Origin of the sequence: Pseudomonas sp. B10, from assembly GCF_900156235.1 — a bacterium.
Classification (GTDB): domain Bacteria; phylum Pseudomonadota; class Gammaproteobacteria; order Pseudomonadales; family Pseudomonadaceae; genus Aquipseudomonas; species Aquipseudomonas siliginis.
This window is the reverse complement of sequence record NZ_LT707063.1, coordinates 252,760-268,191: the sequence shown is the minus strand read 5'-3', so window position 1 is coordinate 268,191 and position 15,432 is coordinate 252,760. Positions and strand designations below refer to the sequence as shown.

The following is a 15,432-nucleotide window of genomic DNA, read 5'->3' as shown; positions in this document are numbered from 1 at the left end:
TCGAAGACTTTGACGGCAAGAATGTCTCCCATTGCAATTCAACCCGCACGGAGGCCTCCATGAATTCCTTAAGCGTTTGCGCGATCACCGGCCTGTTGATCGCCAACCTTTCCACCCTCGCCCACGCCGCCAAGCTCGAAGACGTCGCGCCGTATCCCAAGGCCGAAGCCGGGTTTACCCGACAAGTCATCCATCTGCCCAAGCAAGAGCAGGAAGAGAATTTCCAGGTTGAAATTCTCGCCGGCAGAACCCTCGAAGTGGATTGCAATCGCCAGCGTCTGGGCGGTGTGCTCGATGAAAAGAATCTGCAAGGCTGGGGCTATCCGTTCTATCGCCTGGAAAAGGTCATCGGCCCGATGAGCACGATGATGGCCTGCCCGCCTGGCAGCAAGAAAAAGCGCGCGTTCGTTCCGGTCGTCGGTGATGGCTTCATGTTGCGCTACAACAGCAAGCTGCCAGTCGTGGTGTACGCGCCTTCGGACGTCGAAGTGCGCTATCGCATCTGGTCGGCGTCGGACAAAGTCGGCACCGCCCTGCAGGAATAACCGGAGCCCAGCCCTTGATTACTTGCCACGTCAGATATGTGATCGATCCTTACCAGTTACCCGCTTTCGAAGCCTATGCCAAAGCGTGGCTCGACATCGTTGAGCGCTTGGGCGGCACCCATCACGGCTACTTCCTCCCCTCGGAGGGCGCGAGCAACATTGCTTATTGCCTGTTCAGTTTCCCGTCGCTGGCCGATTACGAAAGCTATCGACATATTGCAATGACCGATTCGGAAAGCACCGCACTGGTGGCCGACCTGGTCGAGAAGAAATTCATCGTCAGTTACGAGCGCACGTTTCTGCGCCCGCTGCTGCCCTGATCAACATCACGCCGGCACGCCGCAAGCAGCGGCGCGCTCGGCGACATGGCGCAGGCTGTCGAAGTTGATGTTGGCCCCGGAGTCGATGGCGACGAATGTCTGATCGCGAACCCCACTGCGCGCCACGTACTGCTTGATCCCCGCAACAGCCAGCGCACCTGAAGGTTCAGTGATCGAACGGGTATCGTCGTAGATATTCTTGATCGCGGCGCAGAGCTCGTCATTGCTGACCGTTATCACCTCATCTACGCAGAAGCGGCACACCTCAAAGCCGTACGCGCCGATCTGCGCAACCGCAACGCCATCGGCAAAGGTACCGACGCTTGGTAGAACCACCCGTTCGTCCGCGCGCAAAGCGGCTTGTAGACAGGCCGAATGTTCGGACTCGACGCCGACGATCCGCACCTCCGGTCGCAGGTATTTGACGTAGGCCGCGATACCGGCGATCAAGCCTCCGCCCCCTACCGGGATGAAGATCGCGTCCAGCGTGCCTTGATGCTGGCGCAGGATTTCCATAGCCACGGTGCCTTGTCCGGCGATCACGTCAGGATCATCGAACGGTGAAACAAACGTGCATCCGGTCTGTTCGGCCAAGTGCAGCGCATGGGCCAACGCAAAGGGGAAACTATCACCGTGCAGCAATGCTTCGGCACCGCGACTGCGCACGCCGAGCACTTTGAGCTCAGGGGTGGTAGACGGCATGACGATCGTCGCGGCGACGCCCAACTCCCGCGCTGCCAGCGCTACACCCTGCGCGTGATTACCCGCCGACGCAGTGATCACTCCCTGCGCTCGCTGCTCATCGCTCAGTTGCACGAGTTTGTTGTAAGCACCACGGATCTTGAAAGAGAACGTCGGTTGCAGATCTTCGCGCTTGAGCAGGACCCGATTGCCCAATGCTTGCGACAATGCCGGCGCAGGCTGCAACGGCGTGCGCACCGCAATGTCGTACACCGGCGCGGCCAGGATCTTTTTCACGTAATGCTCAAGCAGGGATTGCTGGTCGGGGCTGTGCGGCATGGTCGTCTCCTGACATTTATCAGAACCCCGGAGACAGAAAGTAAAAACCCGCCTCTAGGGCGGGTTGGGTGCTGCAGTCGTGAGCTAGCCCGCCAAATGAGGAATGGCGGTAATAATGCTTGGCTGGCAGCGCGATACGGTGAAAGTCATGGGCTGGAAATTAGCCTGCCGGCGGATGACAAGTCAATGGTCAATTGTGCGTCGCGCCGGTAGGCTGGCAATTCTGCTCATCACACCAAGGAAGGAAAGCATGATGTCCATCGCCCTGCCTCTCACCGCTTTGCTCGCGTTCAGTGGGTACACAGTTTCGGTAATGCTCCAGGCTGAACAGTCACTGATCGACTTCGGCATCAGCCTCATGTCACGACCAGACACCGCGCAGGTAGTCATCGATCTGTACCTGCTGGCGACACTGGCCGGTGTATGGATGGTCAAGGACGCGCGGTCTCGGGGACGCTCCGTCTGGTCAATAGTGCCTTATTTGCTGCTGACCACAGTGTTCGTTTCAGTGGGGCCGCTGTTATATCTGGTGATTCGCGGAATTCAGGAGCAGCGTAATTCGGCCGCTGCGCCGTCGGCCCAGCCTCACAATTTTGAATCTTCCTGAGAACTGAACAGTCACTGCAAAGGAGAACAACAACTTCCCCAAGCTGATAAAAGTGGAGTTTGACCATGAACATTCGCCAAGCGCTGTTCGCCATCCCGCTGCTGGTCGCCGCCCTTTCCAGCCCTGCTGTTTTTGCTGTCGATGAAAGCGACGCCGTCAAGAAACCCGAATGCCCGAAAGGCCAGGTCTGGGACAGTAAAACCCAGCAATGCGTGTTGCAGACCAGCGGCAAAACACAGCCCTGATATCCGTCATACGGTTCAGGCCATGGCCGGCAACCACAGCCTGAATCGCGCCCCACCCAACGGCGAACTCTCAACGGTCAGCGTGCCGCCCTGTGCTTCCAGTGCGCGGCGGCTGATCGCCAAACCAAGGCCGAATCCGCCGGTCGCGCGATCACGGCTGCGGTCGAGCCGATAGAACGGTTCAAAGATCCGCTCGCGCTCGTCGTCGGGAATGCCGATGCCATCGTCGTCAACCCATATCTCACAACCGCCCCCAATGACCTGCACGCCAATCTGAATGCGCTTTTCGCAATAGCGCATGGCATTGCGCAACAGGTTCTGGATAGCCCGGGCGGTCAGGCGCGGATCCAGCGCGAAGCGTTCGAGTTGACCGTGCAGCAGAACGTCAATCACGATGTCTGGCGACTCCAGTTCCTCATCGACGCTGCCGAGAATGCTGTCGATGAATTCGTCCAGCGACACCTCGATACGCTCAGGCGACTGCGCCGGATTCTGCAAACGGCTGTAGGAAAGCAATTCCAGTACCAGTTCATCCAGTTCACGGATGTGTGCGACCAGGCTCTGCAAGCGCTCGCGGCTGGCGGCTGGCAAGTCTTCGGACAACGCCAGCGCCAGGCCGAAATCCAGACGCGTCAGCGGCGTACGCAGTTCGTGGGAAACAGCGTTAAGCAGATCGCGCTGCTGGTTGAGCAGGTTTTCGATATCGCCGGCCATGGTGTCGAACACGTTGGCGAGGCTGCCGATGTTCGAACTCGGGGCGATTCTGGTTCGCTCGCCCAAGTGGCCTTTGCCGAAGCGTTCGGCAGTGCCCTTCAAACGTTCAAGATCGCGCCAGTGCGGGCGCAACCAGAGCAGCAGGCAGCCGAGCAACATGGCGCCGATCAGCACGTTGATGCTCCAGTACAACAGATCGACGTCGACCGGATCGGGCGGCACGACCATGCGCACGGCCATGTCCGCATTCAGCGGAGTCACCGCCAGCGTTCGCCAGCCCCAATCACCGATGCGCACCACGTTCTCACCACGGTGCAAACGTTCCTGCTCGATGGGCGTGAACACCGGGTCGTCGATTGGCGTCAGGACGATGTGCAGCGGCTGGAATTCCTTGTCCATCGCCGCTGCAATCTCCGGCCACTGCTCTTGCGGCGCAGCATGAAACTGCTTGGTGATCAGCGATTGCAGACCTCGGGAAAAGTCCAGGTTGTAGGTGACGAAGCGATCCCGGAAGGCCATGACCACCAGATCCGGCACTAGATAGATCGCCGCGCTATAGGAGACGATCGTCACCAGATACAGGCGAAACAGAATGCGAAACATCAGCTCAGCATTCCCATTCGGAGCGGCTGAACAGATAGCCCTTGCCCCACACAGTCTTGATCTTGCGCGCCTCGCCGGCGTGATCATCGAACTTGCGCCGCAGCTTGGAAATCGCCACGTCCACCGAGCGGTCAGTGCCATTGAATTCAATACCGCGCAGCCGCTGAAGAATCTGATCGCGACTCAGCACTTCGCCGGCATGTCGGGCCAGCACCACCAGCAAATTGTATTCGCCGCTGGACAGTTCAACCGCTTGATCACGCCAGGTCACGGTGCGCTCGGACAGATCGATGCACAGATTGCCCATGACGATCCGATCGTTGACCGCCAGCGGTTCGCCGAGGCTGCTGCGCCGCAACAACGTGCGCACCCGCGCCAGCAGCACTCGTGGCTCGCAGGGTTTGGTGACGTAGTCGTCAGCGCCCATTTCCAGGCCCAGTACCTGATCATGACTGTCATCGCGGGCCGTGAGCATGAGGATCGGCAGTGTCGCCGAATCGGCACGCAGCAAACGGCACACCTGCAAGCCGTCGAGGCCCGGCAACATGAGGTCGAGAATCACCAGGTCCGGCGGACTGATCCGCGCCCGCTCGCGCACATGGTCGCCACGGCCGATGACGCTGACGGAATAACCGTTGCGCTCCAGGTAGCTGGAAATCAGTTCGGCGAGGGCGGTGTCGTCTTCGACCAGGAGGATGTTGGGCATGGGGTGTTCCAGAAAATGCTGGGGCGACAGTCAGGGCTCATTCGCTCGCACATTGAAATGCGATCTCCTGTGGGAGCGAGCCTGCTCGCGAAAGCGATCGAACTGTCGCAATAAATTTCAAGGCCTGCAGGATATACGCCCTCACCCGCTACTGAGCAAAACCCTTACACAATTTCACACAGCAGCTACAAAGCTTCACCGCTAACCTCCCCGTCTGGCCGTAGGATGCGGCCTTCAATATTGGGGGTTGTACATGTCTGGAAAACTGCTGGCCGGGCTCGGCCTGATCGCATTGGCGCTGACGCTGAGCGCTTGTGATTCATCCTCGAACGCCGAAGAGCAGACGCCGCCGGCCACGGTGCGCATCGAGATCATCAAAACCCAGCCATTGTCGATCAGCAGCGAACTGAGCGGCCGCATCGCCGCGCCACGGATTGCCGAAGTGCGTGCGCGAGTGGCCGGCGTGGTGTTGCAACGCACCTACCGCGAAGGCAGTGACGTGAAAAAAGGCGATGTTCTGTTCCGCATCGACCCGGCACCTTTCAAGGCGGATCTGGACAGTGCCGAAGCCGCGCTGCGCAAAGCTGAGGCCAACGCCTTTCAGGCCAGATTGCAAGAACAACGCTATGCGCAGTTGATCGAGGACCAGGCCATCAGCGGTCAGGACTACGACAACGCCCGCGCCGCTGCCCGGCAGACGGCAGCTGATGTCGCGGCCAGCAAAGCAGCGCTGGAACGGGCAAAACTGAACCTCGGTTATGCCACCGTCACCGCGCCGATTTCCGGCCGTATCGGTCGCGCCTTGGTCACCGAGGGTGCGCTGGTCGGGCAGAACGAAACAACGCCGCTGGCGTTGATTCAGCAACTCAACCCGATCCATGCCGACCTCACCCAGTCGACCCGCGAGCTCAATGAACTGCGCCGGGCATTGCGCTCCGGGCAGTTGCAGGAAGTCGGTCAGGATCAAGCGAAGGCCACGCTGATTCAGGATGACGGTAGCGTGTATCCGTTGCCCGGCAAGCTGCTGTTCAGCGACATCACGGTCGATCCCGGCACCGGGCAGATCATTGTGCGCAGCGAGTTTCCCAATCCGGATCTCGACTTGCTGCCGGGCAGCTTCATCCGCGTACGCCTTGAGCAGGCAACCATCCAGAACGGCATTACCGTGCCGCAACGCGCGGTGCAGCGTGACAGTGCCGGCATTGCCCAGGTGCTGACCGTCGATGAGCAGATGCGCGTGGCGCAGCAACCGGTGCAACTGGGTGCGGTGCAAAACAATCGCTGGATCGTCACCGGCGGCCTGAAGCCCGGCGACCGTGTTGTCATCGAAGGCCTGCTACACGCCCGTCCCGGGGAAAAGGTGCAGATCGACGAAACCCCACTTCCACTTGCCCAGACCGCTGGTCAGTAAGCAGGACGCTCTTATATGCCGCAGTTCTTTATCGACCGCCCGGTGTTCGCCTGGGTAGTCGCGCTGTTCATTCTGTTGGCCGGTGCGCTGGCCATTCCGCAGTTGCCGGTCGCGCAATATCCGGACGTCGCACCGCCGCAGATCGAAATTTATGCCGTCTACCCAGGCGCCTCGGCCCAGACCGTCGATGAAAGCGTGGTCAGCCTGATCGAGGAAGAGCTCAACGGTGCCGATCACCTGCTCTATTTCGAATCACAAAGCAGCCTGGGCAGCGCGACGATCAAGGCAACTTTCCAGCCGGGCACCAACCCGGAACTGGCGCAGGTCGATGTACAAAACCGCCTCAAGGTGGTCGAGTCGCGCCTGCCGCAAGCGGTCAATCAGCAGGGGTTGCAGGTGGAGAAGGTCTCTTCCGGTTTCCTCTTGCTGATCACTTTGACCTCTAGCGACGGCAAGCTCGATGACGTGGCGCTCAGCGATTATCTGGCGCGCAACGTGATGAACGAGATCAAGCGTCTGGACGGTGTCGGCAAGGCGCAGTTGTACGGCGCCGAACGGGCGATGCGGATCTGGATCGACCCGCAGAAGCTCATCGCGTTCAACCTGACGCCGGCCGATGTCAACGAAGCCATTGTTGCGCAAAACGCCCAGGTTTCAGCGGGTAGCATCGGTGATCTGCCGTCACCTTCGACGCAGGAAATCACCGCGACAATTCTGGTCAAGGGCCAATTGTCGACGCCGCAGGAGTTCGCCGACATCGTGCTCAAGGCCAATCGCGACGGCTCCACGGTGCGCATCGGTGATGTCGCGCGCGTCGAAATCGGCAGTCAGGAATATCAGTTCGGTACACGCCTGAACGGCAAGCCGTCCACCGCCGTCGGCGTGCAGCTGTCTCCCGGCGCCAACGCACTGAACACCGCGACGCTGGTGCGGGCGAAGATGGATGAACTGGCGCGCTACTTCCCGGCCGGCGTGGAGTACAAGATTCCGTACGACACCTCGCCCTTCGTCAAAGTCTCGATCACCAAAGTGATCTACACCCTCGGCGAAGCGATGCTGCTGGTGTTTGCAGTGATGTTCCTGTTCCTGCAAAACGTGCGCTACACGCTGATCCCGACGCTGGTGGTGCCGGTGGCGCTGATGGGCACGTTCGCGACCATGCTGGCGCTGGGGTTCTCGATCAACGTGCTGACCATGTTCGGCATGGTGCTGGCCATCGGCATTCTGGTGGATGACGCCATCGTCGTGGTGGAGAACGTCGAGCGCATCATGGCCAGCGAGGGCCTGTCGCCCAAGGAAGCCACGCGCAAGGCGATGACGCAGATCACCGGGGCGATCATCGGCATTACTCTGGTGCTGGTCGCGGTGTTTATTCCGATGGCGTTCATGCAGGGTTCGGTCGGGGTGATCTACCAACAGTTCTCGCTGTCCATGGCGACCTCGATTCTATTCTCCGCGTTCCTCGCCCTGACGTTGACGCCGGCCTTGTGCGCGACATTGCTCAAGCCTGTCGGCAAAGGCGAGCATCACGAGAAGTCCGGATTTTTCGGTTGGTTCAATCGCCGATTTGAGCAATTGACCAATCGCTATCAGGGCTGGGTCGGCTATGCGCTCAAGCGTACGGGTCGCTACCTGATGATCTACGTGGTCCTGCTGATTGGACTCGGAATCTGTTTTGCGCGCCTGCCCTCCTCGTTTCTGCCGACCGAGGATCAGGGCTACACCATCACCGATATTCAGTTGCCACCCGGCGCAACGAAGAGCCGTACCGTACAAGTGGCCGAACAGCTCGAAGCGCACAACGCCGGTGAGCCGGGAATCAGTGACAGCGTAGTGATCCTGGGTTTCAGTTTCTCCGGTAGCGGGCAGAACGCAGCGCTGGCCTTCTCGACGCTCAAGGATTGGTCGGAACGTGGCAGTGACGATGCTGCCAGCTCGATCGCCGACCGCGCCAACGCGGCGCTGAGCCAGATCAAGGACGCCATGGCGTTCTCGGTACTGCCGCCGCCAGTGGACGGTCTCGGCACGTCCAGCGGTTTCGAGTTCCGCTTGCAGGATCGCGCTGGCCTGGGCCATGCGACGTTGATGCAAGCGCGAACGGAACTGCTCGCCGCCGCCGAGAAAAGTCCGGTATTGATGAACGTCCGTGAAAGCGCGCTCGCCGAAGCACCGCAGGTGCAGCTGATCGTCGACCGCAAGCAGGCGAATGCCTTGGGAGTATCGTTCGCCGATATCGGCAACGTGCTGTCAACTGCCGTGGGTTCGAGCTACATCAATGACTTCCCCAATCAGGGCCGTATGCAGCGGGTGGTCGTGCAAGCCGAAGGTGATCAGCGCAGTCAGGTGGATGATTTGCTGAAAATGCATGTGCGCAACAACGCTGGAAACATGGTGCCGCTGTCGGCCTTCGTCCAGGCCAACTGGATTCAAGGCCCGGCGCAGTTGACTCGTTACAACGGCTATCCAGCGATCGCGATATCTGGTGAACCGTCACCCGGGCACAGTACCGGCGAGGCCATGGCGGAAATCGAACGACTGGTTGCGCTGGGGCCGAAAGGTCTGGGTCAAGAGTGGACCGGTTTGTCGTTGCAGGAACGCCTGTCAGGCAATCAGGCGCCGATTCTGCTTGGCCTGTCGCTACTGGTGGTATTCCTGTGTCTTGCGGCGCTGTACGAGAGCTGGTCGATTCCGACCTCTGTATTGCTCGTTGTCCCGCTTGGTGTGCTCGGCGCGGTACTCGCCGTGACACTGCGCGGCATGCCCAACGACGTGTTCTTCAAGGTCGGACTGATCACCATCATTGGTCTGTCGGCGAAGAACGCGATCCTGATCATCGAGTTCGCCAAGAGCTTGTATGACGAAGGTCACGATCTTATCGATGCGACGTTGCAGGCCGCGCGTTTGCGTCTGCGGCCGATCGTGATGACATCGCTGGCATTCATTCTCGGCGTAGTGCCGCTCGCGATTGCAACTGGCGCGAGCTCGGCAAGTCAGCAAGCGATCGGCACAGGTGTGATTGGCGGGATGATCACCGCGACACTGGCGGTAATCTTCGTGCCAGTGTTTTTCGTCGTGGTCATGAAGCTCGTACAGCGATTCACCAAACAACGCTGATCAAACTGTGGGAGCGAGCCTGCTCGCGAATGCGTCCGGTCTGCCAACACTAATGTTGAATCTGCTGACGTCTTCGCGAGCAGGCTCGCTCCCACAAGGATTGGCCAACATCATGCGCAGTGGCCACATCTGTCATCGCTGGGCTAAGGTGGTGAAACCTCCCTCGCCTACCGAGCTTTCATGCCCTTCCTCGCCCGCACCCACCCTCGCCTCTCCGCCGCCGCTCTGCTCGGCCTCGCCACCGGCCTGTTGGTCCCGGCCGATTCCATCGTCAGCAAAATCCTCATTGGCTGGAACGTCGGTGTCTGGACATACCTGATCCTGATGTTCTGGCTGACCATACGCGCCAAGGCCCCGGACGTGCGACGCATCGCCGAAGTCGAAGACGAGAACGCCGGGCTGGTGCTGTTTGTGGTGTGCATTGCCGCGTTGGCCAGTCTCGCCACCATCACCCTTGAACTGGCCGGCAGCAAAGACCTGGAAACCTCACGCAAACTCATGCACTACGGGTTCACAGCGCTGACAGTGACCGGCTCATGGCTGCTGATAGGTGTGATCTTCTGTGTGCACTACGCCAGATTGTTTTACACCTGGGACGGCAAAGAGCCGGCGCTACGTTTTGCTGAAGGACTGACAACCCCCAATTACTGGGATTTTCTGTACTTCTCGTTCACCATCGGCGTGGCTGTGCAGACTTCGGATGTGGGTGTTGCGACACGAGATATTCGAAAGATTGTGCTCGCGCAGTCGCTGATTGGATTTGTGTTCAATACAGCAATATTGGGATTCTCGATTAACATTGCGGCAGGCTTGTTCAGTTGAATCGCCAGACAACTCCAAGCATAAAAACAGTCTATTGCATAGCTGTAATATCTGACAGTTTACAAGACAGCGAAGGTCGTCTTATATGAGTTGTCCACGCACTCTTATCTTACGATGCTGCCTGGATCTTCCCGACTCGCTAATATGGAGATTTAACTCATGCGCAGCGCGGCACTGAAAACTGGCTATAACCAAAACGACTTCATAGACGACTTCACCGCCGACCTGGAAGACGGCACGAAATTCAGAGCTTCGTATACAGAATTAAGGTCGGACACGACCCCCGGCAGGGGTGACGTATACATCGTCATTGCCTATGACCGTGAAAAGCCATTCGTGCGGACCTTCACCATTGTTTTTGAAAAGTCCAAGCTTGAGGCATCAACAGCTATTACTGAGTTTGATGTCGGTGCAAATGTCACTTACAACAGCTACGAAAACCAACAGGCCCCAACTCTACAAAAAGCGACCTCGGGCACCTTGGACTATAAACTGGACATGGAAACCGATCGATTCACTGGCTCCTTCACAGCTGACGTAGCTAAATCCGACGCAAGTGGAACATTTCCCTGCACCGCAACTTTCGACACCTCCTTGACTTGACAAAACAATCAAAGCCCCATCATTTATGAAGGGGCTTTTTTATAACTTGTTAAATTACTGATTCACCATTTCAATTGAAGGCCAAGTGTTGCGCCGACAGGCATTTCGATATTGTTGCCCCTCATATATTCCAGTTCCGCATGCGCCTGCCATCGATCCGACATGTTAAGCGCAACACCGCCACCAACTTTTACACGCGAGCCGGAGAGGTCGTTATTGAATACATTATTATTGACCTGTACTTCGTTACTCTTTGAAAACTCGTGAGCCAAAGCCGCACGAACATAAGGCTGCCAGACAACTCCGTTGCGCAATTGCAAGTTTCGACCTACCGTCATACCGCCCTCGGCACGCATGGAACGGGTACGATCACCCTCGACGCTCAAGCCGTTCGCCAGGTGATAATCTTTGCCCTGAATTATTGCAGCACTGCCTTGGATATACGGTTCGATGAAATAGTCTTGATCGAATGCGAAATGGCGTCCGAATTCAATAGACCCGCTGACACCAGTGTTATCGTAATCACCCTTCGTACGATTTCCATCACTCAACCCGACTTTAGCTTCATTCTGGAAACGATTGAACTTGATCACGTTATCAACGTAATAGCCTTTGGCATTATCGATCCAGGTGAGATAGGAGCCCACATAGTAACTTTTGATCGTGCCGCTGGTTCCGCGGTGCAAATTCAAGTCAGAATGACTTTGCCCGGCCATTACGCCCAACAGCCACTGTCCACCGCCTATAGGCAGCGGAGCATCTGCGCCAAGCGTGAAACCTTGCTGATCTTGCCGATAACCATCTCCAAACGCGTCCGAAACATTGTACTTACTGCCATACGCCCTGCCCCACGCGCCGGATTTAGAGTGATTGAAACGCACTTCACCCATACGGCTGCGCAAAGACATCGCCTCTCCATCCAGCACAGTAATGGCAGTATTGAAAAGCGCTGTGACAGCGCGAGTAGACGGACTGACCGTCCGAGCAGTCGGATCGAGAAACCAGTCGTTGCCGCTTTCACTCTGTTTCAAGCCATAAGAAAACGCACCTAGATCGACCTCGCCATTGACGTTGGCCAATGAGAATTTGGCGTCACCGCCGGCGACATGCACAAGATCCACGGGTTGACCGCTCGGCAGCTCTGTCCCGGTTGAAGTGACCAACAAACGATGATCTCCAGTCGCTGTTCCTGTGATATTCAGCACGTCGGACTGATTGGTTGTGAAATTGACATTCATTTCAAACAGGCCACTACCAGAAAGGTTGTGCACGGCCAGTTGATTGAAGACGGTATCGGCACCGATCCTTACCGTACCGCCATTGAGCGCCAAATCGCCCACCTGACTATTGCCCGTCATATTCCAGCGTGACGTCGAATCGATAGTGGCGCTGGAGACATTGGTCATGACACCGGTCAATTGCGAGTTCTGCAGCAGTGCTACAGAAGCAGTTGCTCCAGTATCGGCTGTCACATCTCCGGTCAACGAAGCCTGCTTGAAACCAAGGGCTGCCGTACTGGTATCAGCAATCTGCACGTTGCCCATCAGGTCACTGCGCTCCACATTGACGTCCGCACTGCCCAACCCCTTGACTTCAATAATGGTCCCGGAGCCACCCGTCAGGGTCGAGCCGTCGAGGACGTCGATCCGGGAAGCGGCTGCGCTGCTACCCTCGTAATCCACGACAATTGCCGACCCGCCTTTGCCCTCAACACTTGAACCTCGCAGCAGCAAATGGCTTCCAGGCAACCCTGCACCCTCCAAGCCAAGCCTTACGCCATTCTGACCACCCAGTATCTGGCTGCCTTCCGTGGCGGAAGCCGAACCGCTCAGCAACGTTACGCCATAACTGCCTCCACCGGTCCCTTCGATAGTAGAGCCCGAAAACTCTAATGTACTGAAGGCTGTTGCACGTGCTCCACCTGTTACCCCGCGGATCGTGCTGTCACTGACCGTCACCTTCGAGCCGGAATTGACGTTGATGTTGCGCCCCGCCTGGAGTCCAAGGCGATCACTGGAGATAGTGCTGTTGCCAGAAATTGTCGCGGTGCTGTTGGCTAGTTCAACCCCGGCACGCGCATTGCCTCCTGTCACAGTGGTTCCTGCCAGGTTTACCACTGATCCACCAGAGGCTGAGATCTGCTGAGTGCTGGCCCCTACCGCATCGACTTGAGATTGCCGAGCGACGATGCCCAGAGTCTCAGCCTGATCGATATTCAATGTCGCCTGCTGTGAAAGCTGCCAGGACTCCACATTATCGCCTTTGGTGACTGTATGAGCCGTTCCCACCAGTCCGGCGGCGAAAGCAGACTCGCAAGTCAGCAATGAGAAGCAGAACGAAGAAGTTCCAAGCCAGATAACTGGCTTGGCACGAGAGCGAAAATGTGTGGTTTTCCAAAGAGATGAAGTACTCAAATCCAATCCTCCAAATATGCGACGATGGTGATAGATCGAGTAGGATCCTTCACCCAAGGCGGCGCCAAACTACCGATCCGTTACGCATTGGTATGTAGGACATGTCCGATATTGCACAATTGTTTTTTTCCAATCGTTGCCAACTGCCGGGACAACCTGTCCCGGTAGTAATTCTGACAAACCTAAAATGTCGGAGTACCTTCACAATAATTGTTACTTGAGTTTAGTAGCGACACCTCGTTGAAAAACTCTTCAGAAGGATTCATCGCACCTGAGATAAGTATCGAATACCAGATTTTGATATAGCCATTTGGCAAACCGGAACTGAACGGTGGTTGAATAGGTTTGATCTTGCTCGAATAGGGCTTGACATTAAGAACAAATTCCGCCGGGCTTTCGGTTCCAAGTATGGTATAAGTGTCACTAAAGTCAGTACCGTCGATTTTTTTGGTCCCAAGCTCGTCCTCATAGCCTTCCGAATAAACCGTAACAACTGTGTCTTTCGGCATGTGCGCTGCATCTATCGTTACGGTCACCGGCAACTCTCGATCAGGCCGGGTCAGATATGCGCATGATACTAGCCCATTGAACAGCCTAACTGTCGGCGCTACTAAGTCGACCTTGGCGAGATCCACCTGGACTTCAGTGTTAAGCGACTCTATGACGGCTGGACTGGTAGCGCTGTTTTCGATCGTCCAATATGCCTGTTTTGGACCTGGTGCCCCGATCACTGCATCAAACTCATCAGGCGTCATGGTATGAGTCAATGGGTCCGTATTACCCGCAGTCAGCGTAAAGTCAGCAATTTCTTCGCCGTTTATCCAGAACCTGGCAATGTCGCCAGTTACAGCCACCCACGTGTCCCCGGTTTTTATCATCGGTGTGCTGAATGTGATATCCGCCAAACGGTCGGAAGCGGTGATGTGGTTCTTGGTTCCCGACGCGCCCTCCACGCTAACTTCTACCATGTTAGGGTTTTTGATGTCCGGAAAGCCCGGATTACTTGGGCCGGGGGCAAGCAAATTGATTTCGGAGTCAGTTTCATACGGACCAAATTCAGGTTCAGTTCCACGAAAAAATTTATAAGATCCAGTAATCGGCACTGCCGCGGTCGCATTATTCCAAAGCGCCAGCAATCTGCTGGTTGTGATTGGGAACTGCAGCACAGTGGCGGCACCCAAGGAGCGAGTCCCCAAACTGACTGGAAGCGTTCCATTGGTGACAGCTGCAGCAATGCGGTCGGTGTCTTGCGCATTGTCGGGGCGTTTGACATTCAAATATACCGTACCCTGCAGATCGTTGATGTCGATTGGGTCCGGCAAGATACCCTGGGGAAACTCACAATCGTGAAAGACTGGAGGTGGGGTTCGAGAAATTTGATAATCATTGGCAACCGCTAGCTCGCTGATGTTGCCCGTCGCGTCCGTCAGCGTGTACCAAAGATATTCCCTCGCGTCTATTTTTGGCAATTCAGCACTTGGCACTTCAACTGTGTCCGCTGTTAACCGCTGAGTATGGAGCAACTTTCCAGTTCCATATGTGGAGCCTGAATACACATGAATAGTGTCGCTTGCACTATAAAACTCGTAGTTTCGATTGATGCTTATTTGTAAGAACTCATTATTCTCCAGCCATGCGTCGTCGACGGTTTTATTGGGCAGATTCAGGTAAACAGCTCTTTCCGGCTGAAATTTCGTACCCGTTCCCTTGTCCACCTCTGGTGGATTTCTATCGATTTCTACAGTGAACCAATTCGAGTCATCCCGATTGCCGTTCTTTCCGTTAAGTACGCTTAACTGAAACTGCCACGTTGTTGAAGCTTTATTCACATCATCATCCACCAGCGCCGCGGTCGGCACGTTGATAAGCACTTCCGCCGGGCGGGTGGCGACTACCCCCAAATCGTCGTCTGCAATCATGTTTTCTGTACCGTCAGGGCCCTTGCGCTGGTACAACTCATATAAATCGTTATCTTCGGGCGTCAGGATTGTTGACGTCAGGAATTTTACCTGGGCTGTACCTGAATCAATGAGCGCCTTCGGCAACAGCCTACCCGGTAGCAAGCCAACGAACTCGGGATCAGCCAAACGTGCCCCTACATTAACGTTAGAAGTACGTAGCGCGAGGCGACTACTTTTACCAAGAGCAACAGCAGATTGCGGCTTATCGTTAAAAATCGAAGTATTCACCTTCATTTTCCTCGTATTAATTAAAAACCGAAGCCGCACTCAAGCAGATTTCTGTCGCCAACATGAGCGACATGCATGATGTAGAGGCTAAAAACCGCTTTGATTACGGCTGTGTTACA

General features: G+C 56.6%; 12 protein-coding genes and 1 pseudogene. 8 read left to right on the top strand and 5 right to left on the bottom strand.

From position 1 onward, the window contains the following. Positions 1-59: 59 nt before the first annotated feature. Both eco and BXA01_RS01235 read left to right on the top strand, forming a co-directional pair. Complete coding sequence (eco, locus tag BXA01_RS01240) at positions 60-545, top strand: serine protease inhibitor ecotin (protein WP_076562705.1); 486 nt, start codon at positions 60-62, stop codon at positions 543-545. Between the two features lie 14 nt (positions 546-559). Continuing rightward, positions 560-865, top strand: a complete 306-nt coding sequence (locus BXA01_RS01235; RefSeq protein WP_076562703.1) for an NIPSNAP family protein — start codon at positions 560-562, stop codon at positions 863-865. Positions 866-895: 30 nt separating this feature from the next. Here BXA01_RS01235 and ilvA read toward each other — a convergent pair. Further along, positions 896-1,885: pseudogene (ilvA, locus tag BXA01_RS01230) on the bottom strand (threonine ammonia-lyase, biosynthetic); the annotation flags it as partial. Between the two features lie 250 nt (positions 1,886-2,135). On the opposite strand from ilvA, the gene BXA01_RS01225 reads away from it, so the two are divergent. Both BXA01_RS01225 and BXA01_RS01220 read left to right on the top strand, forming a co-directional pair. Next, a complete protein-coding gene (locus BXA01_RS01225) occupies positions 2,136-2,492 on the top strand; it encodes a DUF2834 domain-containing protein (RefSeq protein ID WP_076567592.1) in 357 nt (118 codons plus the stop codon). Positions 2,493-2,557: 65 nt separating this feature from the next. Beyond that, positions 2,558-2,737: a hypothetical protein gene (locus BXA01_RS01220; protein ID WP_076562699.1), complete on the top strand. Its 180-nt coding sequence runs from the start codon at positions 2,558-2,560 to the stop codon at positions 2,735-2,737. Between the two features lie 15 nt (positions 2,738-2,752). On the opposite strand, the gene BXA01_RS01215 is transcribed toward BXA01_RS01220, so the two are convergent. Together BXA01_RS01215 and BXA01_RS01210 are read right to left on the bottom strand one after the other, a co-directional pair. Beyond that, on the bottom strand, positions 2,753-4,054 hold the full coding sequence (locus BXA01_RS01215; protein ID WP_076562697.1) for an ATP-binding protein: 1,302 nt from the start codon (positions 4,052-4,054) through the stop codon (positions 2,753-2,755). Positions 4,055-4,058: 4 nt separating this feature from the next. Then, complete coding sequence (locus tag BXA01_RS01210) at positions 4,059-4,760, bottom strand: response regulator transcription factor (protein ID WP_016774890.1); 702 nt, start codon at positions 4,758-4,760, stop codon at positions 4,059-4,061. Between the two features lie 253 nt (positions 4,761-5,013). Here BXA01_RS01210 and BXA01_RS01205 point away from each other — a divergent pair, with 253 nt between their 5' ends. From BXA01_RS01205 to BXA01_RS01190, 4 genes are all read left to right on the top strand, one after another. Then, on the top strand, positions 5,014-6,171 hold the full coding sequence (locus BXA01_RS01205) for an efflux RND transporter periplasmic adaptor subunit (protein WP_076562695.1): 1,158 nt from the start codon (positions 5,014-5,016) through the stop codon (positions 6,169-6,171). A gap of 15 nt (positions 6,172-6,186) precedes the next feature. Continuing rightward, the gene (locus BXA01_RS01200; protein WP_076562693.1) at positions 6,187-9,285 is read left to right on the top strand and encodes an efflux RND transporter permease subunit; all 3,099 of its coding nucleotides are present in this window, start codon (positions 6,187-6,189) and stop codon (positions 9,283-9,285) included. A 180-nt stretch (positions 9,286-9,465) separates the two neighbouring features. Further along, positions 9,466-10,107 carry a DUF1345 domain-containing protein gene (locus BXA01_RS01195; protein ID WP_076562692.1) on the top strand — a complete coding sequence of 214 codons (642 nt, stop codon included), beginning with the start codon at positions 9,466-9,468 and terminating at the stop codon, positions 10,105-10,107. A 159-nt stretch (positions 10,108-10,266) separates the two neighbouring features. Next, positions 10,267-10,710 carry a hypothetical protein gene (locus BXA01_RS01190; protein WP_076562690.1) on the top strand — a complete coding sequence of 148 codons (444 nt, stop codon included), beginning with the start codon at positions 10,267-10,269 and terminating at the stop codon, positions 10,708-10,710. Positions 10,711-10,772: 62 nt separating this feature from the next. Here the strand turns inward: BXA01_RS01190 and BXA01_RS01185 are convergent, their stop codons facing one another. After that, positions 10,773-13,181: an autotransporter outer membrane beta-barrel domain-containing protein gene (locus tag BXA01_RS01185; RefSeq protein WP_157115944.1), complete on the bottom strand. Its 2,409-nt coding sequence runs from the start codon at positions 13,179-13,181 to the stop codon at positions 10,773-10,775. A 125-nt stretch (positions 13,182-13,306) separates the two neighbouring features. Then, positions 13,307-15,313: a hypothetical protein gene (locus BXA01_RS01180; protein WP_157115943.1), complete on the bottom strand. Its 2,007-nt coding sequence runs from the start codon at positions 15,311-15,313 to the stop codon at positions 13,307-13,309. Positions 15,314-15,432 lie beyond the last annotated feature (119 nt).

What these genes read in the sequence shown, in the direction of transcription:
- BXA01_RS01190 (WP_076562690.1), top strand. Translation starts at nt 10,267, where the DNA reads ATGCGCAGCGCGGCACTGAAAACTGGCTATAACCAAAACGACTTCATA.
- BXA01_RS01225 (WP_076567592.1), top strand. Translation starts at nt 2,136, where the DNA reads ATGATGTCCATCGCCCTGCCTCTCACCGCTTTGCTCGCGTTCAGTGGG.
- eco (WP_076562705.1), top strand. Translation starts at nt 60, where the DNA reads ATGAATTCCTTAAGCGTTTGCGCGATCACCGGCCTGTTGATCGCCAAC.
- BXA01_RS01200 (WP_076562693.1), top strand. Translation starts at nt 6,187, where the DNA reads ATGCCGCAGTTCTTTATCGACCGCCCGGTGTTCGCCTGGGTAGTCGCG.
- BXA01_RS01205 (WP_076562695.1), top strand. Translation starts at nt 5,014, where the DNA reads ATGTCTGGAAAACTGCTGGCCGGGCTCGGCCTGATCGCATTGGCGCTG.
- BXA01_RS01210 (WP_016774890.1), bottom strand. Translation starts at nt 4,760, where the DNA reads ATGCCCAACATCCTCCTGGTCGAAGACGACACCGCCCTCGCCGAACTG.
- BXA01_RS01220 (WP_076562699.1), top strand. Translation starts at nt 2,558, where the DNA reads ATGAACATTCGCCAAGCGCTGTTCGCCATCCCGCTGCTGGTCGCCGCC.
- BXA01_RS01195 (WP_076562692.1), top strand. Translation starts at nt 9,466, where the DNA reads ATGCCCTTCCTCGCCCGCACCCACCCTCGCCTCTCCGCCGCCGCTCTG.
- BXA01_RS01215 (WP_076562697.1), bottom strand. Translation starts at nt 4,054, where the DNA reads ATGTTTCGCATTCTGTTTCGCCTGTATCTGGTGACGATCGTCTCCTAT.